The organism is Nostoc sp. JL33 (assembly GCF_017114985.1).
GTDB lineage: Bacteria > Cyanobacteriota > Cyanobacteriia > Cyanobacteriales > Nostocaceae > Nostoc.
In genome coordinates, this window is sequence record NZ_JABXKP010000021.1 from 1 (window position 1) to 26,992 (window position 26,992).

Here is a 26,992-nt window from a genome sequence, read left to right on the forward strand (position 1 = left end):
TAGCTCGTAATCATAGTAGCTCACCTGCTTAAGAATTATTTTATAAACACCCTCTTAGAGGTCTTTTGATTGGGCTAATTAGGCGCACACTAAATTGATTTGATCCCCAGTTCCAAAGCCTCTTAGAAGCTTATAGCAAATAATTTGCATTTAATTATACAAAAGTTAGCCGAGACTTTTGCTCAGATATGTTGAAGGTGGAGATCAACTAAGCAATTCAAAATTCACTCATTCAAAATCCGAAGTCAAGGGATGCAATAGTTATAAGTATCTTAACTATTAGCTGTATGCAAATTAAATGCACTACAGCTTATTAGTTGAATTTCGATCAAGATTTGATAAATTGTTCTTAAATATTTAGTAAGAATTCTCAATAGTCAATGATTGTTGCAAATTGCTCCCAAGATTTGTTATATTCTCAACTAATGAGCTTTGTTGAGAAATATTAGTATGACTGTCTACACAACTACTTCACTCAAGGCAGAACTGAACGAACGAGGCTGGCGTTTAACTCCCCAGCGCGAAACAATTTTACACATTTTTCAAGAACTTCCGCAAGGTCAACATCTGAGTGCGGAAGATCTTTATCATCGGCTAGAAACTGATGGCAAAGGGATCAGCCTGTCAACTATTTATCGGAGTTTGAAGTTGATGGCAAGGATGGGAATTTTACGGGAACTAGAACTGGGCGAGGGACATAAGCATTATGAGATCAACCAGCCCTATCCCCATCATCACCATCACTTAATTTGTGTCAGATGCAACTCAACCATTGAGTTTAAAAATGACTCAATTTTAAAAATTGGCTCGAAAACCGCTCAAAAAGAAGGTTTTCACTTGCTGGACTGTCAAATGACCATCCATGCAGTGTGCCCCAAGTGCCAACGGGCGCTGATGCCGCTTTAGCACTTGGGTAGATAATCAGACGAAGCTACTCAAATTAACCAAATAAGTGGAATATTGAGGAGTTCGTAATTTGCTGTTACTGGAGGCAAGCAACCAGTTGGGAACTGATACTAACAACACCAAAGCGGATGTTAAAAGCGTCCGCTCTTAAGATCCTTGAGACTAATGCCGTAGAATTCCTGGGCTTGTTTAATCGCTTTTTTAGTGTCATCTGCCATCACACCGTTGAGCTTGCCTTTATAAAAACCCCGCTCCCGTAGTCGCGTTTGGATTTCTAGGGTATTAAATTCGCTTTTACTAGCAGTATTAACTGAGCTATATAACTTAGCTCGGGTAGTTGGGCCAGCAACGCCACTTGCTGTTAAAAAATTAGCTGCCTGAAATCTCTTTACAGCATCGGCAGTATAGGGGCCATAGTAGCCATTTGGCTCTCCCTCTAAATATCCTGCCTGGATCAATTGTTCTTGAACTATTCTAACTGGCTCACCGCGATCGCCTACACGGAGTTTATCCCGATTGACTACCTTTTTGGGAGCATCTTCTCCATCACCGATGCCAACTCCCGGCAATTTGCCTAATGTTGCTGGGCCCACAATTCCATCAACGCTTAATTTGTAAGAATCTTGGAACCGCTTGACAGATTCTTCGGTAATTGGGCCAAATATCCCTGTGGCGTTTCCGTAATAAAAGCCTGCGATTCTTAAGCGTTCTTGCAAAACCCTGACATCTTCACCTTCATCCCCTTGAGCAAGGTAGTTGGGATTGCGGCGCTTGCTAGTTGCTGAACTAGTAGTGCTAGGCTTTTTGGCTTGTGTACTTACAGTAGTGGACTTTTTAGCTTGTGTAGTCGTAGTACTCGGCTTTTTGGCTTGCCAACTTTCTAATTTTTGCAGGGTGCTTGCTCCAACAATGCCGTCTACTGGTAAACCAGCGGCCTTTTGGAAGCGCCGCACAGATTCTTCTGTAGATACGTCATATACTCTGGTGACTGGAGCTTGATAAAAGCCTGCTCGTTTCAACTGTTGTTGTATATTTCTGACAGAAGGGCCTTGATCGCCTTTTTCCAGTGCCATAACGCTGGTGAGGGCGCTAAGAAGGGACAAAGACAGAGCAAGGGGCAACATATACTTCCAAGCCCTACCAGAAAGCCGTTTCCAGTCTGGTGCAGCTGCGTCCTTAAACAAAGAACTGAGGGAGACCAATTCACTGGGTGTACTGTCTTCGTAGGCGAAAGCTAGGTGCAAATACGCAAGATTTTCCATATTTGTTTCCTACACCATTGATTTTTCTTCGATAACTGCTTCAGCTTGATGTACTAGGTTTCTCAAAGCTTCTAATGTTCCGATATTTACATCCTCCCACAAATTGCGCTGATGTGCTTCTAATAATCTTTCAGCAATATCACGCAGAGCATAAGGGTTCTTTTCCTGAATAAACTCCGAGACAACTGGATCGAGTAAATAAGCTTCTACTATGCCTTGATACATATAATCTTCAACACATTTAGCTGTAGCATCGTAGGCGAATAGATAATCTACCGTCGCCGCCATTTCAAACGCACCTTTGTAACCGTGGCGCATGACTCCCGCAATCCACTTAGGATTAACTACGCGAGAACGATACACTCGTGCAATTTCTTCTTTCAGTTGGCGAACGCGTGGTTGGGCGGGTATGGAATTATCACCAAAATAAGTTTGGGGATTTTTTCCCTGTAGAGAACGCACCGCCGCTGTTAAGCCACCCTGAAATTGGTAATAATCATCAGAATCGAGCAGGTCGTGTTCACGGTTATCTTGATTGTGCAGGACAACTTGCATTTTCGCCAAGCGTTGGTTGAAGGCTTCGGGATTGGGGAGTGGGGAGTGGGGAGTGGGGAGTGGGGATGAGGGGGATGAGGGGGATGTTATTGTTGCTTCCTCTGTTCCCTGATCTTCCCCTGCGCCGCTTCCTGATGAGTAGGCGTAAGAACTCCAGTTGATGTAGGCGCGGGCTAAATCTTCGTCATCTGTCCAGTTTTGTGATTCAATTAAACCTTGAAGTCCGGCGCCGTAAGCACCTGGACGAGAACCAAAGATGCGATAGCGCGATCGCACCACGGCTTCTTCTAAAGTTAATCCTTGTTTAGTCCACAAATCAGTTTCTTGGCGAACTGCATCGGCGAGGGGATTTTGTTCTGGCGGTTCATCCAAGTCTGCCACTGCTGACACTGCTTGAGCGAATAAGTCAATTAAGTTGGGAAAAGCATCTCGAAAGAATCCCGAAATTCGCAAGGTGACATCTACACGGGGACGCCCCAAAATCGCTAGGGGCAAAATTTCAAAATCCACTACTCGCCGCGCTGCACCATCCCATACAGGTTGGACTCCAAGTAAAGCCAAGGCTTCGGCAATATCATCACCCCCAGTCCTCATGGTGGCAGTTCCCCACATTGATAAGCCTAGTGTTTTGGGATACTCACCATGCTCTTGGGTGTAATATTCAACGAGGGTTTCAGCAGCTTTTCTGCCGATATCCCAAGCTGTTTCTGTGGGAATGGCGCGAATATCGACAGAATAAAAGTTTCTCCCAGTTGGTAGAACTTCCGGGCGGCCGCGCGTGGGTGCGCCGGCGGGGGCACTTGGGACGTAACCGCCATCGAGTCCATGTAATAAATGGGTGATTTCTTGGTGGGTTTGTTGTAAAGCTGGAAGTAGGCGATCGCGTATCCAGGTAGAGACGCGATTCATCGCGTCTGTGCTGGGGGGAGAGACGCGATTCATCGCGTCTGTACAAGAGTTTTGATTTATGAGTTGTTCTACTAAGAGGGCGGCGTGTTCTTCTAGGACTTCGACGATATCACCGAGGGTACGGCATTCTGTGCCATTGACTATTGAGTATTCACCACTAGGCATTGACAAATCGGCTGTGAGGGGGTCGAAATCTAAACCCCAATCTTGAGCTATGGCGCGGGTAATACCTGAAGAATGGCGATTGGGTATCCGAGCGATCGCTACTATTAAATCTCGCAACTGCCGTCCTTGGGGACATTGACCAAAAATGTGCAACCCATCGCGGATTTGGGCTTCTTTCAATTCACAAAGATAGCCACCGATGGAATTCAAAATTAAAGATGACGCTCGCGGACTCGCTAACGCTGCGCTAACAGAATTAAAAATTTCTGTTTCATTTTGGATTCCTAAATCCAGGTGTAAATTTTCTTTGATCACCAGTTCGCGGATGCGATCGCGAATCACTGGCAAACGCGAAGGATCTAAACTGTCCGCTTCATAATATTCATCAATTAAATTTTCTAACTGTTGCAAAGAACCATAGAGTTCTGCACGAGTCATCGGCGGCGTGAGATGATCTATAATCACCGCTTGAGCGCGACGTTTAGCTTGGGAACCTTCACCAGGGTCATTCACAATAAACGGATACAGGTGGGGAAGTGCGCCGAAAGCTACTTCTGGATAACAATTGCTGGATAAAGCCACACTTTTACCCGGTAGCCATTCTAGATTTCCGTGTTTCCCCACATGAACTACAGCATCAGCACCAAAACATTCTCTTACCCAATAGTAGAAAGCTAAATAAGCATGAGTTGGTTCTAAATCCGGCGCATGATAATTCAAACTGGGGTCATTATCATAACCCCTTGCTGGCTGAATTCCCACGAAAACGTTGCCGAGTTGAATTCCAGGAACAGGGATTTGGCATCGGTTATTCCCCTTGTCCCCCTTCTCTTCCTCATCATGCCCTACTCCCCACTCCCTACTCCCCACTCCCCACCTTTCACTAATACCTTGCTGAACTGCTGGCGGCAAAGAAGCGAAATATTCTTGATACTCTTCCAAAGAGACACTTTGGTGTACCGGAAGCGATTCTCGACCTTCGGGATCATTGGTTACGCCAGCTGTTAGCCGTTGAATCAACTCATCTCCTTGAGCAGGTGGATTTTCTACTTCATACCCAGCCAGATGTAAAGCTTGCAGGATTTCTACACAACTAGCTGGAGTGTCGAGTCCCACACCATTAGCGAGGCGGCCATTCCGGTTGGGGTAGTTTGCCAGAATTAGGGCAATTCGCCGCTCTTGGGGTGGTTTTGAACGTAGACGCGCCCAATTGGCTGCTAGTTTAGCAACGAACTCGATGCGATCGCTCACTGGTTCATAAATTACCACATCTGTCTCTAAATGGGGATTACGAGTTTGCACTGCTTTAAAAGACACAGCACGAGTAATAATCCGCCCATCTACTTCTGGTAGCGCCACATTCATCCCAATATCGCGGGGAGAAAGCCCTTGAAACTGTGACTCCCACTGCTCAATTGACCCGCCACTGAGGATCACCTGCAACACAGGCACATCTAATTTTTGCCACAGGTCGGTTTGGGGTGTTTCGGATTCCAAGCGTGCTAGAGAAAAACTGGTGGTATTCAGCAGCACAGCTATAGAATCCGCTTCTTTGGGTTGGAAAAATTCACTCAACTCAACTTGAACATCTACTTCACGCAATGAGGAAACAAACACTGGCACAGGTTGTAAATTTTCTTGCACTAAAGCTTCGCATAAAGCATCAATTACCTTAGTATTTCCCGCTAAATAATGAGCGCGGTAGAAAAGGATGCCGACTTTGGGTATTGAGGATTGGTAGCTTTGAGCTTCTAAGGTGGATGAATGAGTATCTAAGGTGGATGAATGAGTATCTAAGGTGGATGAACGAGTATCTAAGGTGGATGAATGAGTATCTAAGGTGGATGAATGAGTATCAAAGGTGGATGAATGAGTATCAAAGGTGGATGAATGAGTATCTAACTCTCCCTCATCCCCCTCATCCCCCTCATCCCCCTCATCCCCACTCCCCACTCCCCACTCCCCACTCCCCACTCCCCATTCATACAATCCCACACGCGGAATTGGCCGGGGTAACGGCGGATTATATGTAGTTAACAGGCAAGTATCGGAGATAAATTGCAGAGCATTAACGAAATTTTCCACGCCGCCTTGGCTAAAATACTGCCATATCTGGTTAACAATACCCAAGGGCACGGTAGACTGGGAAATTAAATCGGGATCAAAAGCGTCGTCCCCTGGCATTACAATCAGGGTTCTACCATTACGTTGCACAATTTCTTGCACTACTTCTAAGCCATAACCCCAGTATGAGCGTCCTCCTAACAGGCGCAAAATAATTACTTCGGCAAGTTCCAAAACTTGCTCTCCATAAGTATCTATGCTTAATTGTTGCTGCAACTGCAACAGATTAGCGACTCTTAATGCAGGAAAACTTGCAGGTAATTTTGTCACCGCAGCTGCCAAAGTTTGAATGTCGGTATCAGCAGCCGTAATCAACACGAAAGGTGCTGGAGTTTGTTCTATAAAAATTAAACCTTCTGACTGATTCCATCCACCCGATGTGCTACTTATACGATGCATAATGCTGTATTACCGTTTTAAACTGTTGCTTAGTACACAATCAAAGCACTGAATTTTTTATTTTGAAGCTAGGCTAATTAGCATTTTTTCAAAAACTTTCAACACATGCTCATTTCCATTATCTCTAGTAAAAATGCTAAAATTTGGGTTAGAGTTGATTTCAATTAACCAATATTGGTTATCTCGGTCTAATACGATATCTAAACCAGCATAATCAAGGTCTAATTCTTCAAAAACTGGTTTAGCAAAATTAGCAATTTCTGACAATATTTGTGGATCGTTGATATACTTTGCTTTCGCACCATCCCAGTGCAGAGGACTGAGATTACCCGCAAACTTTGCATCACTTATATCTTTTTTATAGAGCAAAACTAACTCTTTATTTAAGAACACCGCTCTATATTCAAATTTAATCTGAATAACTTCTTGAGCAAGAGCGACATAATCATAATTTTTTAAATTGATATTAAAGATTTTATTTAAAGCAGTTTCAATTTCATCTACATTATGACATAAAAAGACGTTATGTCCCCTTGCACCAGAATTCCTTTTAACTATCACTGGAATTTCAAACTTGTTTTTTATTTCTAATACAATATCTTGAATAGTTGGAAATTTTAAGTAAATTTTATACTCGATTTCACAAAAAGGAGAAAGAAAACCTAATGTCCGAGGAAGTTTAACTTTTTCCTTTAAAACATGGTAAGTGTACTCTTTGTCTTTTATCAGGTGTGCTACTGCTTGATTAATTAACGGAGTGCTATAGTTACAAAAATAATGGGGTTTATTATTGAGTTTTATTTTGATTAAGTTTTCAGCAGGATGAATAATTTCATAGCTGATGTTTAAGTTTTCACAAGCTTGGAGCAATAGCGAAACGTTGTCTAACATAAATATTTAAAGTTAAACGTCTAAATTAGTAATTACGAATCACTTTAACTTGCTGTTTGCCGTTTAAAAATCACAATCTCAGTACCAACAACTGGGTTACGCGCTATCAGCCTATTTTGGGAGTCGATAATTTCTAAATGGGTAAAATCAAGTTCTTGAGAGCGTTGTAATATCTCCGCAGCTAGTTTGTCCTGCTGAGATTCTTGAAGAGTGTACCAATCGTCACTAATTTTGACAGTTAGATTACTGGTGCGGAAGTTAGCTTGAATTGACTTTATCAGACCAGAGGCAATGCGATCGCTAATTTCGGCTACCTGATTTTCAATAGCTGCAATCAAGGCTTGTTCTGGTGTTAATTCTATGATTGGTGTCGGCGTTGGCGTTGGCGTGGGAATTGGTTCCGGTTCCGGCGTTGGTGGCGTAGTTTGTACTTCTGGCGGCGGCGTAATTTCCTCTGGTGGCTGTGGTGGCTGTGGTTCAGGTACAACTGACTCCGGTGGAGTACTTATCGTTGGTGTTGGTACAGGAACCTCCTCAACTGGGGGAACTGTTGCTATTTCACTAGGTTTACCAGTAAAGACACTCGCAGTTGTCCAAAGGAGAATTACAGCAATTCCAGTAACAATTCCCGTCAAAGCTGTATCTGATAACTTTGTTGACAAATTTGATGGTAAAAACAAGCGGATTGTCCTTAACAGTCCACCCCATCGCAACTGAAGCTGCTGGAAAAAACTGGGTGTTCCCTCAGTACCAGGCGGGGGTGCTGTCTCCAGTTTCTCCACCGTTACTTCTAAAACCCCAATCGTCCCTTGGAGAAGTTGGATAATTTTAGCCTTCCAAAATGGCTGAACTCTCTGGTAAGGTTTTTGGGGAGGTTGAGTTACCTGCTCATCCGTCGGTTTTGACTGATTGTCTTGTGACATGGAACTTTCACCAAAAGCAGCGAATCAAAGACAAACAACGTACATTATTACTGGTGCTGCCTCTTTTGCCTTAATGTATCACTTCAATTGCACATTACTTCAGCTAAACTGACTATTTATAAAATTTGGTGAATTATGAACCTGAAACGCCGTCAATTTTTATTTTTAAGTAGCCTCAGCGCCATTGGTACAGGATTTTTCGGCTGGATGTTAGTTCGTCAAAATCATCAAAGTGCTGAGATTACGGATTCAACAACAGCTATAGCCGCCAATTCAGCCAAAAAAGACTTGTTATTACGTTTTGTGTCTGTAGCTGATACGGGGACTGGTGCTAAAGGACAGTATGCTGTGGCTGGGGCGATGAATGCTTATCACAAGCAAAATCCTTATGATTTAGTAGTTTTAGCTGGAGACAACATTTATAATAACGGCGAAATTGAAAAAATCGGCGAAGTTTTTGAGCGTCCCTACCAAGCTTTGCTAAAGCTTGGTGTGAAATTTCAGGCTTGTTTAGGTAATCACGATATTCGTACTGCCAATGGTGATCAACAAGTCAAGTATGCCGGCTTTAATATGAAGGGACGTTACTATACATTTAAACGTAATCAAGTACAATTTTTTGCATTAGATACTAATAGTAATGCTGATTGGAAAAACCAGCTATCTTGGTTACAAAAAGAATTAAGTCTTAGTAAAGCTCCTTGGAAAGTGGTGTTTGGACATCATCCGATTTATTCATCGGGTCAGTATGGGAGTAATCCAGATTTTATTAAAACTTTTGCTCCTCTATTTCAAAAATACGGCGTTCAACTTTACATCAATGGCCACGAACATAGTTATGAACGTACTCGTGCTATTGATGGTACAACTTATTTAATTTGTGGCGCAGGTGCTGGCAATCGTCCTGTAGGGCGTTCCGAGTGGACAGAGTATTCCACCAGTGATTTAAGTTTTGCCTCTTATGAGGTGTATAAAGATAGAATAGAAGTAAGTGCGATCGCTACTGATAAACGCATTTTTGATAAAGGTATTATTCAATTAAAATCAGCTTAGTTATATGACTCAGCAAGAACTTCCTTCTGCACTCAAAAATATTATAGAATCATCTAAAACACCAGATGCTCTATTTTCTGCACTGTTACCAGCTGTAGGCGATTTTTTACAGTCTGACAGATGTTTTCTATACTTGCACAATCCACAAAATAACCTTGGTAGAGTTGCCTTTTGTTGGATTCGCACTCCAGATATACCTACTGTTTATAATGAAGACTGGGCAGCACAACCCCCAACTTTAACAGATGAAGATCCGATGTTTGCGGCTGCGCTACGTGCCCAACCTTCAATCTTTGTCGAAGATGTAGAAACTGCTGAACCTCAAGTGTTAAATCGGGAATTTGAACAGAAAAATTTTGGACATCGCGCTCTTATTCATGCCCATATCCGCCAGGATGGGCAGCTCTGGGGAATTTTACAACCATGCATTTTTGGTCATCCCAGAATTTGGACTGAATATGAACGAGGGGTGATTAATAATCTTGTCGAAAAAATCACACCTATTGCAGTTGATTATGTCAAGTCTGTTTTTGATTAGTTGTAGGCTGGGCATTACCCAGCAAGTAAATTACATTCAGCGTTATTAAAACTATGAAAGTCAAGCGCCTGAAAATGCAATCCTTCCGTGGAATCGGCGATTTGACGCTTGAGTTCGATGAAGCAGAGCCAACGGTATTTATTGGTATCAACGGCGTAGGAAAATCGAGTATTATTGATTGCCTTGCTATTCTTCTATCGCGTTTTACTAGCTCGATTCAACACTCAACATCTTCGGGAAGAGTCTTTAGGGAGGAAGACATCACTAATGGGCAAAAGGAAACACATAACGAAATCACTGTTTCATTGAATTCTGAAGAAGCAATATGGTCTCTAACCAAGGTACGTAAAGGTTTAAGCAAAGATACTAACACTAACCTGTCAGCCATAACAAAGGTTGCTGAAAATATAAAAAAAGATTTATATATATCTAATCAATTAAATATTCCTGTCTTAGTTTATTATTCCACCAATCGTGCAGTGTTGGATATTCCTTTGAAGATTCGCACAAAGCATTCATTTGAACAAATAGATGTATATGAAAACGCACTTACAGGAGTAGGAAGTGAGTTTAGAATCTTCTTTGAATGGTTTAAAAAGCAAGAAGATTTAGAGAATGAGTTACGCCTGGAAGGTAATTATAGTTATCGAGATAGGCAATTAGAATCAGTCAGGCAAGCCATATCTTCATTAATACCGAGTTTTTCTAATTTACGCGTGCGTCGTTCACCGCTAATGAGAATGACTGTGCAAAAACAAGGTAAAGAACTTATAGTTAATCAGCTATCTGATGGGGAGAAATGCTTGTTAGCAATGGTGGGAGATTTAGCAAGACGATTAGCGATCGCTAACCCTAGTTTACCAGATCCACTCCAAGGTAGTGGTGTTGTTTTAATTGATGAAATTGAACTACATTTACATCCAAAATGGCAACGAGAAATTATTCCGGCGTTGACAAGAACATTCCCCAATTGCCAATTCATCGTCACTACTCATTCGCCTCAAGTACTTAGCCAAGTCAAGCCGGAAGGAATTTACATTCTAGAAAAAACAGACGAAGGTGTTGTTGCTAAAAGACCAGAAAGTTCCTTTGGTAGAGACAGCAATCGTATCTTAGAAGACCTCATGGGTGTTCCAGCACGTCCGCAGAAAATTAAGGAAAGTCTTTTAGAGCTTTTTCGACTAATTGATGCTGGAAATATTGAAGGTGCTAGGAAATTACGTCAACAATTGGCTAATGAAATTGGAGCAGATGAGCCAGAGTTTGTTAAAGCAGATGTACTCATCCGGCGCAAGGAAATTATCAATCGATGAAACACATAAAAAAGGGTGCAGAACCGATTAGCTTAACTAAATGGAATAAGAAGCTTGGCGGTAAGATATTTCCTTGGATAAAATTCAAACAATCAGTGAAAAACAATGTGTTCGAGGCATTACTCTGTGAACAAGGTTATATCTGCTGCTACTGTGGTGCTTCAATCACGAGGAATGAATGCCATATTGAACACTTGAAACCCAAAAGTATTTATACACAATTGACTTATGAATACACAAATCTCATGGTGTCATGTCAAGGTGAAGATGAAGATCAACCTCGAGTACCAGTACATTGTGGTCATAAAAAAGATAACTGGTACGACGGGCATTTGATGGTTTCGCCTCTAGAAATAACCTGTGCTGATTTTTTTAAATACCCTCCTTCTGGCGAAATTCAACCAACAGATAATCCAACTAAAAAAGCTGCTGCTGAAACAACGATTGAGAAGCTTGCACTCAATATCAGCAAGCTACAAGATATGCGTAGGCTAGCAATTGACGCTGCATTGCTTGCTACTGACGGTTTAACTGAAGCAGAAATACAGCTACTTGCTCAAGGTTATGAAAAACTGGATGCCAACGGTCAATATACTCCGTTTTGTGCTGCTATTAGCTATTTTTTCAATAATTATTTTTGATTCAAGAAAATATCTACGTAGGCGTAGCCCGTCGTAGACATGCATTCACTTTATACTAAATAACATTAGCTTAACTCTCACCGCAAAACTTTATGATTCTTGAGGCAGTTATACTTCATGTCAAACCTGGTTTAGAATCAGATTTTGAAGCTACTTTCATAAAAGCTTCTAAAATTATTTCCTCAATGGACGGATATTTATCTCATGAATTGCATAAATGTATAGAAGTCAAAGGTAAATATTTATTACTTGTCAGATGGGAAACTTTAGAATCTCATACTGTTGGGTTTAGAAATTCTGCTGAGTTTCAAGAGTGGAAAAAACTTCTGCATCATTTTTATGAGTCATTTCCCACGGTTGAACACTTTAAAGAAATTGAAATATGAAAAACTAAATCCCCGACTTATTTGAGAAGTCGGGGTTCTACGATTGTATCAATCTACTCGTTGCAGCTGCGCTACTCTTGGGTCAACAATCTTTTGTCCCAAGCTGGCAAATTTAATTGCCACAGACATTTTACTACCCGTTCCGAAAACATGAGTGATTTCACCAAGCCCAAAAGTTTTGTGTAATACTCTCTCGCCTACTTGCCAATTCTGCGTTGTGTCTTGCTTACCACTAGACGTAGAGGCACTTTTAGTATAAGTTTGACGACTCAGGCGTTGAGTACTTAATAATTCTTCTGGTAATTCGTCGAGAAATTGCGATCGCATGGCGGCTTCACGAGAACCATACAAACGACGTTCCCGCGCGTGTGATAAATATAACCTCTCTTGGGCGCGAGTAATCCCCACATAACACAGGCGGCGTTCTTCTTCCAAAGATGCGGGATCACTTAGCGATCGGTAGCCGGGAAATAGTCCCTGTTCTAATCCCACCAAAAATACTACGGGAAATTCCAAACCTTTGGAAGCGTGCAAAGTCATTAAAGAAACGGCTGTTTGTCCTTCTTTTAAGTTATCCAAATCGGAACTGAGGGCGGCACTACTCAGAAAGTCTCTGAGGGAAACCTCTTCGTTTTCTTCTTGAAATTGCAGCGCGGCGTTGTAAAGTTCCTGAACGTTTTGTACTCGATCTGTGGCTTCATCTGTGCCTTGATTCATCAAGTCTTGAACGTAACCAGAGTCTTCTAGTATTCCTTGCAAAACCTCAGTTACCGGAACAGTGGCGATTTGTCCTTGCCAACGGCTAATCATTTCGGCAAAGCTATTTACAGCTTTTGTCGCCCGTCCAGCTAATGTATTAACTGATGTTTCATCGCTGAGTATTTCCCACAGAGTTGTCCCTAATTGTTGGGCAGCGTTCACCAAAGCGTCAATAGTGGTTTTGCCAATTCCGCGCCGGGGAGTATTGATGACTCGCAATAAACTGACTGTATCAGATGGGTTAGCGATCGCTCTTAAATAAGCGACGACATCTTTAATTTCTTTGCGATCGTAAAACTTCATTCCTCCCACAACTATGTAAGGAATTTGATATTTCACCAACAATTCTTCAAAGGGGCGAGATTGGGCGTTTGTCCGATAAAGTATAGCAAAACTACCCCAGTTCAACTCTGGATTTTTCTGTTCTAAAGTGCGAATTTGATTGATGACAAATGCGGCTTCTGCAAGTTCTTCATCGGCTTTGTGACAAGTAATCTGCTCACCCGGCCCCCGCGTCGCTTTCAGGACTTTATCAATCCGTTGGGTGTTATTTTCAATCAGTTCATTAGCGGCTTGCAGAATGTTTTCACAAGAACGATAGTTTTCTTCCAGCTTAACCATCGTCCGGGTGTCATCATCTACTAAACCATCACCAAAGTCTTCCTGAAATCCCAGCAAGATGGTGAAATCTGCCATCCGAAAGCTGTAAATGGATTGATCTGCATCGCCGACAACGAAAACTGAGCGATTTTGCCATTCCCATTCACTTTTTCTGGTTTCGCCATTAGTAACTAATAAATGAATAAGTTGATACTGAGTGCGGTTAGTATCCTGATATTCATCTACGAGGATATGGTGAAATTTGCGATGCCAATAACCCAATACTTGCTCATTTTGTTGGAATAATCTAGTTGGTACGAGAATTAGATCATCAAAGTCGAGAGCGTTATTTTGTGCTAACTTATCTTGATATAAATTGTAAACTTGGGCAATTACTCGTCCGCGATAATTGGGTTGTTCTTGCTCAAATTCTTGGGGTGATAAACCTTGGTTTTTAGCATTACTAATAGCGTAGCGGACAGAGCGGGCGTCAAATTTCTTATCGTCTAAATTTAGCTGTTTATTAACGATTTCTTTGATCAGACTTATAACATCGGATTCATCAAAGATAGAGAAATTCCGATTCCAACGGCGTCCTTTTTCGTCTACATATTTTTCAATATCAAAGCGGAGAATGCGAGAAAATAGACTGTGGAAAGTGCCACACCATAAGTCTTTGATCGTATTTTTGTAAACTTGCGATCGCAATTGCATTTGTTGATATTCTGTCAACAAATCCCACTTCTGACCGTGTTGTTTCATAGCCAGTTGTTCCGCAAACAGTCGTTGAATCCGGTCTTTCATTTCCCGTGCGGCTTTGTTGGTAAAAGTAACCGCCAGGATATTTTCTGGATTAACGCGGTGTTTCAGAATCAGATTCGCAATGCGATAAGTCAGCGCTCGTGTTTTACCGGAACCTGCGCCAGCAACAACTAGCAACGGGCCGCAGTAATGTTCGACAGCTTGACGTTGGCTAGGGTTAAGGTGACTGAGAAAGTCGAGGGTTGTAGTCATGGATGTGAAAAAGCGATGTCTCCGACGGGCTACGCCTACGCCTGGCATCACATCAATAGAGAGTTGCTATTGCCCAGGTTACAATATCCTAACGAAAGTTGGTCAATAAAGATTGTGTGGCAATCTTCTTAACCAGAATGGTACTCTATCATGATTTATGTAGAAGCAAGAAAAAGCTATGCTGTCAGTCAAAGGCACATTCCAAAACGGTATGGTTCATCCTAACGAACCAATTGAAGGGCATGAGGGGCAGTCAGTTATAATCGTGTTTGTCGAAGAAAATCACACACCTGGCCCAGCAACGCCAGAAGACTCAGATTGGGATAAATTGAGGCAGTTGATTAAAAACTGTGCAGTTGATACAGATATTGGCGATTTGGCACACCAGCATGACCATTATCTCTACGGAATGCCAAAGCGAGAATCATAACCTTGACAAAAGTTTTTGTAGACACAGCTAGCTAGCTGCCTGGATTGCCCTTATTAATGTTAGGGATAATCTCCATCACCAGGCAAATTGAAAAACCACATCTTTCGTAGGGGTTTAGCATTGCTAAACCCCTACAACATGGTCTATTTACGAGCAAAGGATAATTAATCAAAGCCTGAAACAACCTATTTTAGTTAATGCACATCATGATGAATTTGTACAGTGCGTAAGTAAGTCCTATAACCGTCATTTTCAGCAAGCGGGGTTTACCAAACTGTTGTATTACACAAGGTTTGGTCGTGACAATTCATGAATTGCCCCGACAATACGTTAACTTTTCTACGTAGAAAAGTTAGCCGCTAGTTATTCCTGCGCGTTGTGTCGTAAAATCAGCGACGGGGAATCAAACATCAAAACATGGTGGGCAAGCTCTCACTTGTTCTGTTGTCAAAAGTAGGAGCAATTCATGAATTGCCCCTAGAGATTTTCGTAGGGATACGGCAATGTTCCCTAGCCAGTGGTTTATTTGCTTGAAAAACGCTGTAATACCTAACTGAGAGTATAGTCACCAATAGGACTATTCACTCCTTGAGTAGCCAATTGACATTGGGTAGCAATACACGATACATCATCATTGAACCGTTAAATTTTTAAAGATGAAAAATTTCTTTAATTGCAGGTTTCACCAGTATAAAGAGGGGTGGATATGGATTTTAGCTTAATTGTATCCAACATTTTGAATCCGCCAATCCTGTTTTTCTTTTTAGGCATGACTGCCGTTTTTGTCAAGTCTGATCTGGAAATTCCCCCACCAGTGCCGAAACTCCTTTCGTTGTATCTGCTGTTTGCCATTGGTTTTAAAGGAGGGGTAGAACTAATCAAAAGCGGCTTGAATCAGGAAGTAATTCTAACACTCCTGGCAGCAATGATCATGGCTTGTTTTGTTCCAATTTACACCTTTTTTATCCTGAAGTTGAAACTGGATACTTACGATGCTGCGGCGATCGCTGCAACCTACGGTTCTATCAGTGCGGTCACTTTCATCACTGCTGGCGCTTTTCTCAGTGAGCTTGGTATTCAGTATGATGGCTACATGGTAGCAGCTCTTGCACTGATGGAATCTCCAGCGATCATTGTTGGTCTGATCTTGGTGAGTATATTCACCGCCGATGAAAAACGAGAGTTTTCTTGGTCGGAAGTTTTGCAAGAAGCATTTCTTAATAGTTCAGTTTTTCTATTAGTCGGTAGCCTCTTAATCGGCGTCTTGACAGGACAACGTGGTTGGCACGTATTAGAACCCTTTGCTCAAGGGTTGTTTTATGGCATTCTCACCTTCTTTTTGCTAGATATGGGATTGGTAGCTGCTAGAAGAATTAAAGACTTGCAAAAAACCGGAGTTTTCCTGATTTTATTTGCGATACTAATTCCAATACTGAATGCAGGCATTGGGTTAGTGATTGCCAAATTCATCGGTATGCCTCAGGGAAATTCGCTGTTATTCGCTGTCTTGTGTGCCAGTGCTTCTTACATTGCTGTCCCAGCAGCGATGCGGATGACTGTTCCCGAAGCAAATCCTAGCCTATATGTTTCTACCGCTCTAGCAGTCACATTTCCGTTCAATATTATTGTGGGAATTCCGCTATATCTCTACGGAATTAACCTATTTTGGAGGTAATAATATGCACGTAGTTAAAAAGATAGAAATTATCGCCAACTCCTTTGAGCTTGCCAAAATTTTAGAGAGTTTAGACAAGTCTGGTGTACATAGCCATGCCGTGATTAGAAATGTTGTTGGTAAAGGATTACGAGGAACAACAGAAGATTTAGACATGACCATGCTTGATAATGTTTACATTCTCGCGTTTTGTATGCCAGAAGAACTCAAGCGTGTTGTCGAAAATATTAGACCACTCCTCAATAAGTTCGGAGGTACTTGCTACGTTTCCGATGTGATGGAAATTCGTTCTGTCAGATGTGTTGCGTCAATCTAAGAGAGTTATAAATTCAATCAAGGAAGCGTTTCATGGAACGTCGTGACTTTTTGAAGTTAGGAATGACCGGGGCGTTTGGAATGATGCTATCTGCCAGCGATTTACTCTGGCAGGTTGAACAGGCTAAAGCTGCCGAAATACCCTCAAAATCCCCTGAATCCCTCAATCCCGATGCAGCCTTACAAAAGCTGATGGAGGGGAATCACCGATTTGTTAATCATCAGCCCCAATACCCGGATCAAACTGCGCTGCGGTTGCAGGAAGTTGCTCAAGCTCAACATCCATTTGCAACTATTCTCAGTTGTGCGGATTCACGAGTACCCGCAGAAATTGTTTTTGATCAGGGCATCGGAGACATTTTTGATGTTCGGATTGCCGGAAATATTGCCACCCATGAAGCGATCGGCAGTATTGAATATGCGGTTGTCTTGTTAGGTTCTCCCCTGCTGATGGTGATGGGTCATGAGCGTTGTGGGGCTGTAACCGCAGCTGTCCAAAACGAATCCTTGCTCGGTGATATTAGTACTTTTGTGAAGGCAATTAAGCCAGCTCTGGAAAAGGTCAAGAATCAGCCAGGTGACGCGGTTGAAAATGCTGTGGTTGCAAATGTGCAATATCAAATTGAACGGTTGAAGCGATCGCCGCTTTTAACTGAGCAGGTGCGATCGGGCAAATTGAAAATTGTCGGCGGTCGTTACGACTTGGATACAGGGAGGGTGACTATTATTACTTAGTTCGGCAGAGGATTGCTAGATGAGGGGGGATGAGGGGGGAGTGGGGGAGTGAGGGAGAAATAAGCAATGCCCAATTCCCAATGCCCCATTCAATCCTGCACAGTCATTGGCAGACGAATGGTGAAAGTAGAGCCGACTCCCGGCTGACTTTTGACAATAATCTCACCACCCATCATCTGACAAAAGTGGCGGCTAATTGCCAATCCTAATCCCGTACCTCCATACTTTTTCGTAGTGGAGGTATCTCCTTGTGTAAAAGGTTGAAATAACTGCTGCTGTTGACGGTGAGACATACCTATACCTGTGTCGGTAACGGTAAAAGTAATCATACCCAAAGGTGCCTCTGGTCGGAATTCATCCTTTTCTAGGTTGACTGTCAGCGTCACTTTGCCGTTTGTAGTGAATTTACTGGCGTTGCTGAGTAAGTTTAACAACACCTGCCGCATCCTAGTCTGATCAGCGTACATGGTGCCAAGTTGCTGATCAAAATTCACTTCTAAAACATTGGCATTTTTTTCTATAGCTGGTTTGACTGTAAGGACGACGTTATGGATCAGCGTCGCAATCTCGAATATCTCTGGATACAGGGTCATTTTCCCCGCTTCAATTTTTGACAAGTCGAGGATTTCGTTAATCAAGTGCAGTAAATGCTTACCAGCAGAGTTAATTGTCTCTAAATCTGTGATAAAGTCTCCCGATAAACCAAGATCGGTAGCGTCGTCTTCTAGAAGTTGGCTCAAGCCAATCACAGCATTTAACGGTGTGCGTAATTCGTGGCTGACATTGGCCAGAAATACGCTTTTTGCTTTGCTAGCAGCTTCGGCTAATTCTTTAGCTTGTTGTAGTTCTTTTGTTCGCTCAGATACTCGCTCAATCAGATGATTTAGAGATTTGGCGAGTAGGCCAATTTCATCTTCAGTGGTGACGGGCGCTCGTAAATCGAAATTAGATTTTCTGGCAACTTGTTCAGCTACTTGGGTGACAATGATCACTGGTTCAGCGATCGCACGACTGGTACGCCAAGCTACAATAGCTGCGATCGCCACCGAAACTAGCATACTGATGATCACGATGAATCGCTCAACTACTTTTGCCTGCTCAACGGCTTCTTGCTTTTCTTGCTCTTGATCTTCAGCAGTTTGCAGGATGTTAGTCAAGTTTTGCGAAAGCTGCTCTAGCCGCACGGCTGTTTCACCACGCATAATTGTCAATAACTGCGATCGGGCAGATGAAATTTGCTCCGGCTGCACTTGTTGGGAGTCAATTTTCTGTAAGACAACCTCGATTTGGTCAACGTAAGCTTTTAAATTATTCTTGTAATCCAGCAATAACGTCTGTAAAGTCGAACTTGTTGCTGCTAGTCTTTTAGGTTTACTATCGATAAATCCGGCAATTTTTGACTCTAATTCTTTAGCTTTTTCAACATTTTTCAGAAAATCGGCTTTTTTGCTTTGTAGCTGTTGGGAATTTTCCAATACCGCAACTAAGTTAGAGCTATGTAATTGCGCCCCGATTACTGCATCTTTATAATTACTCAGTAGTTGCCCTTGTTCATAGGCTTGATTGAATTGCCTGACTTCCCTTCCCCGGTAGTAGCTGGCGATCACTAACCCAGTCAGTGAGCCAAAAAAACCAATTCCGATAGCTACAAAGTACCCATAGCCAATTTTTTGATGGATGCGCCAAGAACTGGCTTTGAGTTTCCCTCGTGAGGGAAATTCTATGGTTGGGAGTTCGTCTGTCGATGGCTCTTCGGCTGACACTTTTTTGCTTTTTGAACTTTTGTCGATCGGGGTTAGCTTTGGAGTTGGCATTTCTCAAACCTCCTTGCCTTCCCGCAAAAATCACTAAATCAGTCTAGCTTGTGCAAACACTTTAGTTGGTGATTAACATTTACATTATCTTCTTTTATAGCAAGAGCAAATCATTGCCTACTAGATAATTAGCATAACCTTATATAGTATGAGTGGTTTTGATAGCAATCTTCCTAAGTATACTTACTGACAGCGAATAGAATTCACTTTTTTCAGCAGCAATGAATAATTCCCTGTACTAAAGACCTGTTTAAGACCGTCTTCCCCTTAGCACAACACTTTCGTGAATATACAGTTGATAGCAACGAGTTCTTGCTATCAGCTATGCCATTACTCTACCTTACTGCTTCCTGATAAAATTAATACAATCAGGAAAAAAATAAAAGATTTGACATTCGTTGGCTATCGGGCAAAAGAGTTCCGAGTAAAGAAGTGAGATTCCCCACTCAGCAAGGGCTAAAGACCCCGAAGAAAGCTAACAGTACTTGATTACTCCCTCATCCCCAGGCATGAATATCATAAAATACTTCTAAAGTCTAGTCTATGTGAACACACAAAAACTTTTATTACGTATTAATATCAATACGAATGCCTTAATTGACGAACGCGGCTTAAGATAGCTTTAATATCAGCTAAAATCGGCTTTTAGGCTTATATAAATGAGAGGTGGACTGATTAAGAGCATGATTCGTACTTAAATTCAGTACGATTATGAGCAAATGACACGGAATGGGATAATCATAACCTGAGGCTTCCAGTTGATTCCAAAAAATAGAACTCAGGAAGTTGATTATAATACGTTTTGCTGCCTTCTGAGTTGTATCCTCCTACTGACTTTCTACCTTGTAGTTGATGCAGTAGATATTACAGGGCAATTATGATTGTAGGACACTAAAACCTTGAGGTGCCCTTCACCAAATTGTAGTGATGCACTTGTGCATTCCCTAATCAACAGCCTTTTGGTTGTAATTATCCAGATTAGAAAAACTCAACTGTCAAATATATAGGAGTGAAAATGCCAGAACAAGAATTTACTGAAACCGCATCCAAAGAGACTACAGGGGTAGAGATCAACAACCAAACCGGAACTATCACCAAACTTCAGCCTCCCGCGCAGTCTCAAGACGAATGGCTAAAATACGGGGAGCAAGTTTCTACCTTTTTAGCAACATTGCCAGAATATCTGGGAAGCTTCTTTAATCAATATAAGCAACCTCTGGTGAGTGTTGGTTTAATTGTGGGATCAATTGTTGGGGTTAAAGTACTCTTGGCAATATTAGATGCTTTGAATGATATCCCTTTGGTAGCTCCTACTTTTGAGTTGATCGGTATTGGTTACTCTGCCTGGTTTGTTTACCGCTATTTACTCAAAGCCTCAACCAGGAAAGAGTTAAGTAGTGAAATCACCACTCTTAAATCACAAGTTGTCGGTAAAGAAATTCCAGAAGCTTAATATCTAAATTATCGCTTCTCTACGAACGCGAATAGCGTGTCGCAGACAGACACTCTTGCTAGCTTCCTCCTGTGTAAGAGTACGCTCTAATTGCAAATCACCGAAGTCTGAGCGCCCCAAGTCAGCGCTCAGACTTCTTTGATAATTCCGTGCGAAGTTTATTGAGACGAACCTCCGGCGGACAATTTACCCTTTGAGTTCGGTTTTGGAGTCTGCGAAAGTTTTGGAGATATTTTGGGCGAGCGCACAATGTTTTGAGATCGGATTGGCTCCAACTTGCCTCGTTTTACTAAAGCTTGATGAATCATCGCCGCAACTTCAGCCCGACTAGCTACTTTATTGGGATTAAGAATTTGTGGATTTGGATAGTTAACTACCAGACCATTGGCTGTAGCAGTGGCTATTTTGCTGATAGCATAGGTTGGAATATCTTTAGCATCTTTATAGACACTTAAAATCTGATTTGGGGAAGTGGATGCTTTCAAATTCAACCCACTGACAAGGGCAACTAAAACTTGCACTCGCGAAATATTTTGTTGTGGTTTGAAGCTTTGTTTCGGGTAGCCTTTGAGAAATCCGGCACTGATGGCTTGGTCAATTGCTGGAGTTGCCCAGAATTTTTCTGATACATCTTGAAATGCGATCGCAGTCTTAGACGGTTCTTGGTCAAAGGCTTTTTGCAGTATAGCAGCAAATTCGGCGCGGTTTACAGGCTGATTTGGTCTAAAAGAATAATCAGGAAACCCCTTGAGAATCCCACGAGAAGAAAGAACGTCTATAAAACGCCGACCCCAGAAGTTATTGGGCACATCGTTAAATGCAATTGGCGGCGGAATGATTGATTTTTGTTTTGCCGGAGTTACTAAAGGTAACGCTGATGATCTAATTGATGACTCAATTCCTGCTGAAGAGGGTACAGGCGTCTGTAGTTGTGGGGATTGAGTTGGGATTACCTGAGCAGATGGTAACACTGCAGGCCAAGGAGTTGCGCTGTTAGTCGAGAATGGAGGTGTCTTGGGTTCAACAACAGCCGCAGGTGGAGATGACGGCAAAACGTTGAATCTAGGGGCTGCGTTTGGTTCTACCTTGGGAGTAGGGGAGGGCAATACTTGATTTGGTTGAACACTAAAAGAGGGAGTGGCGGAAGGCGACAGCAGCCCGTTTAAGTTCCAGCTAGAATCCCTGCGGGACAATGACCAAAAAAGAATCGCTCCGATAGTGGTGAAGGCAACCAGAATGGCTATAAATTCATCAAAGCCAAGGGCAGTTCTTTGGGATGACTCCGGTTCAGAAGGAGGTCTATTTGTCATCGGGATTACCCTGGTAGCAGTAAAATTTGTGTCTAAACAAATTAAGCCATAGATGACTCTTTTAGACCACCCCTTTTTAATTCGTAATTCATAGCAAAATATTAGGCTTCTGGTTCAACGCCGAGCGATGTCTAACGACAAGCCGCTCCGCGTCTACGCAATTGGGCAGTTAGGCGATCGGCTCTTTCGCTTTCCTGTTCTGCTCTTTGGGATTCCTGTTCTGTTCTTTCATCGCCACTCAACAACAAATTACCTTGTAAATCCCACCAACGCAGCCAGGGTAATTCCACATTCTGATATTCTCCTAGCCAAATGCCTAATTCAACACCCAAAGAAACTATGGGATAATGTCCTCGTTCATTTGCTGGTAACACTTGATACTGCCCTTCAATGAGATGATAAACTTCTACACTGGCTTTACTCACTTCATAAATGGCGTAGAAGGGAGGACGAATCACCTGCTCATAAACCCAAAATTTACCCTTCCAAGGAGTTTTATCTCGTTCTTCACTACCGTCCCCAGAGACAAATTCCAGGACAATCAACGGGGCAATAAACTCTTGCCAAAGCACGTAAGACCTTCGCGTTTGGCCATTGAGCAAAAACGCTACATTTGGTACATAAAACCAATCCGGCGCTTCTGCTCCTTTTTCAGGGGGATCAGTCAAGCGCCAGTAAATGCCTAAGTCCTGGCCAATACAATATTCACCTTCAGGATTTAATTGCTTGAGGACGGGTGTAATTGAGTCAGTCAGTAGGATGCTTTGGGGATGCTCTTGGCAATTTTTGCCTCCGGCACGCTCCGCGAACACAAATATGCCATCAGACTCAGGAAGCTGGGTATGATCGGGGAAAGGAGTGAGGGCGGTGGGTGGATTGGTTGCAGAGGTCATAACGCTACCTTTGCACTCTTTGTAAAGGTTGTTTTTAGTGTAGCTTGCGATCGCTCTTGTTTATATTCTCCACCCAGATTATAAATCGCACGCCAATAGCTTCCAGTCGTCTGAGAACGATTTTCACCCTGACAGACCACTAGTCTTACTAGATACCTAAACCGAAACCGGATTTAGAGGGTGACAGAATGTAAAAAATTAACTTATTGTTTACCTAATCATTGTAAAAATCAGGGTGTCTAGTGTCAGAAGAATTCAGTTGCCAAATCTCACCGCCATTTGTGTCTCTTGGTAGCGATCGCGATCTCGATTTAGAGTCAACCCTCCAAGAACTACCAATGTACAACTTCCCAGTGGAAATCAACCGCACTGGTATGGAAGTGGCTCATTTTTTGGAAAAATACCCCCTGCTACCAGGAGTAATTTTGGTAGAACAGGGAAAGTTCATCGGGATGATTTCGCGGCGGCGACTGCTGGAATTTTTGATTCGCCCCTATGGACAAGAGTTATTTGTTCAGCAACCATTAGCCGTTCTCTACAGCTATGCGCGGATACCGATGTTGCTGCTTGCTGATACAACATCGATTTTAACTGCGATGCAACTTAGCTTAAAGCGATCGGCTGAATTATTAGCAGAACCAATTGTAGTAGAAACAGAATCTGGCGCTTATAGATTGTTAGATGTACAAGAATTGAATATTATTTCTTGGCAAATTCGGGGAATCGACAATCTGGTGCGCTATGAACGCAGCCAAGCCCAAATGATTCAAAATGATAAAATGGCGAATCTGGGACGTTTGGTAGACGGCGTAGCGCACGAAATTTTAGACCCAGTGGGTTTTATTTGGGGTAATATAACTTATGTCTCAACCTATAGCCAAGATTTACTCAAGCTGATAGCGGCTTACGACCAAGAGTTACCATCAGCTTCCCAGACGATTAATCAGATTAAAGAAGAGATTGAATTTGATTTTTTAGAACAAGATTTGTCGCGATCGCTTGCTAGTATCCGCACCGGAGCGGAAAGATTAAAAAAACTTGTCACCAGCTTACAAAATTTCTGTCATATCGATGAGCTTTATCCCAAACCAGTAGATTTACACGCCTGCATAGATAGTATTATTTTATTAATTAATAGCCGTCTTCTAGGAGAAATTGAAATCGTCAAATACTATGGTCAATTACCCCCACTGTATTGCTTTATGGGGCAGTTAAACCAGGTTTTGATGAATATTTTCAGCGAAGTTGTAGATACTTTACTCAATGAGGTAGTGCGACAGCAGTTGCATCTAGAAGATACAAAGACTGTTCAAAAACCCCGAATTGAGATTACCACAGAGGTTATTTCGCAAGAAGCAAGCAACCCAGATGCACCAGATTCTCGCTGGATCTTAATTCGCATTGCAGACAATGGTTCTGGAATGTCTCAAGAATTGCAACAGCAAATTATGGAGTCGTTTTCTCTGGAAACAAAGAATAGCAAAAATACTAGTTTAGGAGTAAGTTATCGAATTATAACCGTCAGACATGGCGGAAAATTGAGTTTTAATTCACAGATTGGTATAGGCACGGAATTTGAAATTTTATTGCCTTTAGTTTGATTTATTCTAAATTATGAATTATGAATTATGAATCAATTTTTGAATACCCATCATCACGTTACGTTAGATTACTTCACAAACTTGCTGCTGGATAGGAATTTGAACCACAAACTCCGTTCCTTTTCCAGGTGTCGAAAAAAATTCTAACTTACCGCCATGTTTTTCGGTGATGATTTGATAGCTGATAGCCATTCCCATTCCTGTTCCCTTCCCGACAGGTTTTGTTGTAAAGAAGGGATTGAAAATCTGTTTTTGAATCGATTCGGGAATTCCAGATCCATTGTCAGCGATCGCAATTTTCACCCATTGCAAATCAACGATAGAAGTACTAATCGTGATCCGACTGGGATTAAGCTGGATTTCTTGATAAGTTCGTTTGGCATTGAATTCTTCGAGCGCATCGAGCGCATTTACTAAAATGTTCATAAATACCTGGTTTAGCTGTCCGGCGTAGCATTCTACATTGGATAAATTGCCGTAGTCTCTGATAATCTGAATTTGTGGGCTTTTGTCAGTGGCTTTGAAGCGGTGCTGCAAAATCATCAAAGTATTGTCGATCCCCTCATGAACATCGACGCCTTTAAAATCACTTTCATCCAAACGGGAGAAGTTACGCAGTGAAAGCACAATATCCCGAATACGCTCCGTCCCGATATTCATTGAGTTCAATACCATAATCGCATCTTTTTCTAAAAACTCTAAATCGATGGTTTTGCGTTCGGTTTGAATTTCAGTAGGTGGGTTGGGGAAGTAACGGTGATAAAGTTGGACTAGTCGTAATAAGTCATGAGTGTATTGGCTGATATGGCTGAGATTTCCGTAAATAAAGCTAACAGGATTGTTGATTTCGTGAGCAATGCCAGCTACCATTTGACCCAAAGCAGACATCTTTTCACTTTGAATCATTTGAGCTTGCATCGTATGCAAACTATCTAACGTATTTTCTAACTCTTGGCTTCTTCGCTCCAAGTCTGTCCGAAAGTCTTCTAACTCACAAATGACTTTCTTAAGTAAAAATTCCTTTGTTGCAATGTCAGTTTCTAGCTGACAGCGTTCAGCTTTGCAGCGTTCCAGCTTTTTTTGGAAGATGCGGTTTGCCTTTTCCAATGCTTGGATATGTATGGAATTGTCCTGGTTATCCATACACCACTCATTTTGTCCCTATTAATAGTGTGACAAACGTTTTATTATGACATTGCGTTTGACCTCCGCCCACCAAAGGAGCAATTTCACCGTAAGCATAGAAACCACAGCAAGGTAATGCCTGTGGTAAATGAGTTTTGACAAGCTGATACTCAAGTCTTGTCAGAGTCCCAAGAATTCGCCGCCGGGCTGCACAGGAAATAAGTAACGCTGCTGTTGGTTCCACACCAGGATAATCAGCGAGAGCATTTTTCAAAGATGTCTCAGAAGCTGACAGAATATTGTCACGAGTCGCATCAGTAATTTGCACAACTGCCTGTTCAGGAATATCTAAGAAGAACGTGACGCTACCAGAGTGTCGATCGTAGCCATTGGGTGCCCGCAAATAGAAATGATCTTGATCTTCAAAAACTGCCAGGGCATGAATCGCATAGTTGGCCGCAAATCTTTCTTCACCGAGATAGTGTTGATAGAAATCTAAGGCACGCTGTCCATCAATTTCATAGACGATGTTGCCATCCACTTTAGTTACACGGCTACGTTGGCTGATGGGAGTCCAACCACCAGCAACTCCGTGGGAAAATAGGAGTTGTCCAGAAAATAACAGCACTGGAACTGAATCACTTAACACTTCACCCTGGAAGAATTGGTAGGTTTTGTCAAAGGTATAGTCATCGGCTGTCATTCCCCCAATGATGGGAATATGCCCTCCCAGGCTTTGTTTTAAACCCTCTAAAATTAAAACCCCATTGCTCGTTAGGCTATCGGGAAAGGTAAGGCACAATTGTGGTAGAGATGCACTCTTACTCTTTGCCTTTGCTTGTGCGATCGCTTCTTGGGCTGCAAGGGCTGGATTTTTAGATGCTCCTCGTCCAATACCTGCCCAAATTTCCACTTCATCGGTAGCAAACAGCATTAAGGTCAGAGAATCTTGCTGAAACTCCAGAATTGAGGAGATTTCTCCATTTGTAGTTCCACCAATCAACTCAATTCCGGGAAAAGCATCCTGGATGCGTTGCAAAATTAACGCATGGTTAAAGTCTATAGCAGTGAATAAAAGTCCAGCTTGAGGAATTGACCCTGCTAGGGAACGGCTACATTCTTGCAAAACTTCAGCGATCGCATTTTGAGAATCAGGATCGTCACTATGACCAACAACAACTCGAAACACAACTACCTCATTGT

23 protein-coding genes are annotated in these 26,992 nt (G+C 42.2%); 12 read left to right on the forward strand and 11 right to left on the reverse strand.

From position 1 onward, the window contains the following. The first annotated feature begins 450 nt into the window (after positions 1–450). A complete protein-coding gene (locus HWQ23_RS04490) occupies positions 451–906 on the forward strand; it encodes a Fur family transcriptional regulator (protein WP_292824148.1) in 456 nt (151 codons plus the stop codon). Positions 907–1,037: 131 nt separating this feature from the next. On the opposite strand, the gene HWQ23_RS04495 is transcribed toward HWQ23_RS04490, so the two are convergent. From HWQ23_RS04495 to HWQ23_RS04510, 4 genes are read right to left on the reverse strand one after another with little or no spacing between them, the layout of a single operon-like run. Next, positions 1,038–2,168 (reverse strand): peptidoglycan-binding domain-containing protein, encoded by a 1,131-nt coding sequence (locus tag HWQ23_RS04495; RefSeq protein ID WP_292824150.1) that lies wholly within the window; start codon positions 2,166–2,168, stop codon positions 1,038–1,040. 9 nt (positions 2,169–2,177) lie between these two features. Further along, positions 2,178–6,320: a cobaltochelatase subunit CobN gene (gene cobN / locus HWQ23_RS04500; protein ID WP_292824153.1), complete on the reverse strand. Its 4,143-nt coding sequence runs from the start codon at positions 6,318–6,320 to the stop codon at positions 2,178–2,180. 57 nt (positions 6,321–6,377) lie between these two features. Next, complete coding sequence (locus tag HWQ23_RS04505; RefSeq protein WP_292824156.1) at positions 6,378–7,211, reverse strand: ATP-grasp domain-containing protein; 834 nt, start codon at positions 7,209–7,211, stop codon at positions 6,378–6,380. A 44-nt stretch (positions 7,212–7,255) separates the two neighbouring features. Then, complete coding sequence (locus HWQ23_RS04510) at positions 7,256–8,134, reverse strand: hypothetical protein (protein WP_292824159.1); 879 nt, start codon at positions 8,132–8,134, stop codon at positions 7,256–7,258. Positions 8,135–8,269: 135 nt separating this feature from the next. Here HWQ23_RS04510 and HWQ23_RS04515 point away from each other — a divergent pair, with 135 nt between their 5' ends. The 5 genes from HWQ23_RS04515 to HWQ23_RS04535 all read left to right on the forward strand — a co-directional run bounded on the left by HWQ23_RS04515 (position 8,270) and on the right by HWQ23_RS04535 (position 12,065). After that, positions 8,270–9,187: a metallophosphoesterase family protein gene (locus HWQ23_RS04515; RefSeq protein ID WP_292824162.1), complete on the forward strand. Its 918-nt coding sequence runs from the start codon at positions 8,270–8,272 to the stop codon at positions 9,185–9,187. Between the two features lie 4 nt (positions 9,188–9,191). Then, on the forward strand, positions 9,192–9,725 hold the full coding sequence (locus HWQ23_RS04520) for a GAF domain-containing protein (protein WP_292824165.1): 534 nt from the start codon (positions 9,192–9,194) through the stop codon (positions 9,723–9,725). A gap of 53 nt (positions 9,726–9,778) precedes the next feature. Next, positions 9,779–11,038: an AAA family ATPase gene (locus HWQ23_RS04525; protein WP_292824168.1), complete on the forward strand. Its 1,260-nt coding sequence runs from the start codon at positions 9,779–9,781 to the stop codon at positions 11,036–11,038. After that, positions 11,035–11,679, forward strand: a complete 645-nt coding sequence (locus HWQ23_RS04530) for a retron system putative HNH endonuclease (RefSeq protein ID WP_292824171.1) — start codon at positions 11,035–11,037, stop codon at positions 11,677–11,679. The genes HWQ23_RS04525 and HWQ23_RS04530 overlap by 4 nt, the downstream gene beginning before the upstream one ends. Before the next feature lie 92 nt (positions 11,680–11,771). Continuing rightward, on the forward strand, positions 11,772–12,065 hold the full coding sequence (locus HWQ23_RS04535; protein WP_292824174.1) for an antibiotic biosynthesis monooxygenase family protein: 294 nt from the start codon (positions 11,772–11,774) through the stop codon (positions 12,063–12,065). Positions 12,066–12,113: 48 nt separating this feature from the next. On the opposite strand, the gene pcrA is transcribed toward HWQ23_RS04535, so the two are convergent. After that, the gene (pcrA, locus tag HWQ23_RS04540) at positions 12,114–14,438 is read right to left on the reverse strand and encodes a DNA helicase PcrA (protein WP_292824509.1); all 2,325 of its coding nucleotides are present in this window, start codon (positions 14,436–14,438) and stop codon (positions 12,114–12,116) included. Positions 14,439–14,616: 178 nt separating this feature from the next. Between pcrA and HWQ23_RS04545 the strand changes: the two genes are divergently transcribed. The 4 genes from HWQ23_RS04545 (at position 14,617) to HWQ23_RS04560 (ending at position 17,593) form a co-directional block, all read left to right on the forward strand. Continuing rightward, positions 14,617–14,868 (forward strand): hypothetical protein, encoded by a 252-nt coding sequence (locus HWQ23_RS04545; protein WP_292824177.1) that lies wholly within the window; start codon positions 14,617–14,619, stop codon positions 14,866–14,868. 706 nt (positions 14,869–15,574) lie between these two features. Next, positions 15,575–16,543 carry a sodium-dependent bicarbonate transport family permease gene (locus tag HWQ23_RS04550; RefSeq protein ID WP_292824179.1) on the forward strand — a complete coding sequence of 323 codons (969 nt, stop codon included), beginning with the start codon at positions 15,575–15,577 and terminating at the stop codon, positions 16,541–16,543. A gap of 4 nt (positions 16,544–16,547) precedes the next feature. Further along, a complete protein-coding gene (locus HWQ23_RS04555; RefSeq protein ID WP_292824182.1) occupies positions 16,548–16,859 on the forward strand; it encodes a P-II family nitrogen regulator in 312 nt (103 codons plus the stop codon). A 32-nt stretch (positions 16,860–16,891) separates the two neighbouring features. Continuing rightward, positions 16,892–17,593, forward strand: a complete 702-nt coding sequence (locus tag HWQ23_RS04560) for a carbonic anhydrase (protein WP_292824185.1) — start codon at positions 16,892–16,894, stop codon at positions 17,591–17,593. A gap of 89 nt (positions 17,594–17,682) precedes the next feature. On the opposite strand, the gene HWQ23_RS04565 is transcribed toward HWQ23_RS04560, so the two are convergent. Next, positions 17,683–19,407 (reverse strand): sensor histidine kinase, encoded by a 1,725-nt coding sequence (locus HWQ23_RS04565; protein WP_292824188.1) that lies wholly within the window; start codon positions 19,405–19,407, stop codon positions 17,683–17,685. Between the two features lie 1,015 nt (positions 19,408–20,422). Here HWQ23_RS04565 and HWQ23_RS04570 point away from each other — a divergent pair. Beyond that, entirely contained in the window at positions 20,423–20,860 is a 438-nt protein-coding gene (locus tag HWQ23_RS04570) for a CAAD domain-containing protein (protein ID WP_292824191.1), read from the forward strand. 158 nt (positions 20,861–21,018) lie between these two features. On the opposite strand, the gene HWQ23_RS04575 is transcribed toward HWQ23_RS04570, so the two are convergent. The 3 genes from HWQ23_RS04575 to HWQ23_RS04585 form a co-directional block, all read right to left on the reverse strand. Next, a complete protein-coding gene (locus HWQ23_RS04575; protein ID WP_292824194.1) occupies positions 21,019–22,170 on the reverse strand; it encodes an S-layer homology domain-containing protein in 1,152 nt (383 codons plus the stop codon). 131 nt (positions 22,171–22,301) lie between these two features. Continuing rightward, positions 22,302–23,063, reverse strand: coding sequence for a Uma2 family endonuclease (locus tag HWQ23_RS04580; protein ID WP_292824197.1), 762 nt, complete (start codon positions 23,061–23,063; stop codon positions 22,302–22,304). After that, positions 23,060–23,203: a hypothetical protein gene (locus tag HWQ23_RS04585; RefSeq protein WP_292824200.1), complete on the reverse strand. Its 144-nt coding sequence runs from the start codon at positions 23,201–23,203 to the stop codon at positions 23,060–23,062. The genes HWQ23_RS04580 and HWQ23_RS04585 overlap by 4 nt, the downstream gene beginning before the upstream one ends. Before the next feature lie 102 nt (positions 23,204–23,305). Here HWQ23_RS04585 and HWQ23_RS04590 point away from each other — a divergent pair, with 102 nt between their 5' ends. After that, entirely contained in the window at positions 23,306–24,664 is a 1,359-nt protein-coding gene (locus HWQ23_RS04590; RefSeq protein WP_292824203.1) for a sensor histidine kinase, read from the forward strand. Between the two features lie 63 nt (positions 24,665–24,727). Here HWQ23_RS04590 and HWQ23_RS04595 read toward each other — a convergent pair whose 3' ends face one another. Both HWQ23_RS04595 and HWQ23_RS04600 read right to left on the reverse strand, forming a co-directional pair. Next, complete coding sequence (locus tag HWQ23_RS04595) at positions 24,728–25,807, reverse strand: sensor histidine kinase (RefSeq protein ID WP_292824206.1); 1,080 nt, start codon at positions 25,805–25,807, stop codon at positions 24,728–24,730. 7 nt (positions 25,808–25,814) lie between these two features. Then, positions 25,815–26,978, reverse strand: coding sequence for an FIST signal transduction protein (locus HWQ23_RS04600; RefSeq protein ID WP_292824209.1), 1,164 nt, complete (start codon positions 26,976–26,978; stop codon positions 25,815–25,817). Positions 26,979–26,992: the final 14 nt, after the last annotated feature.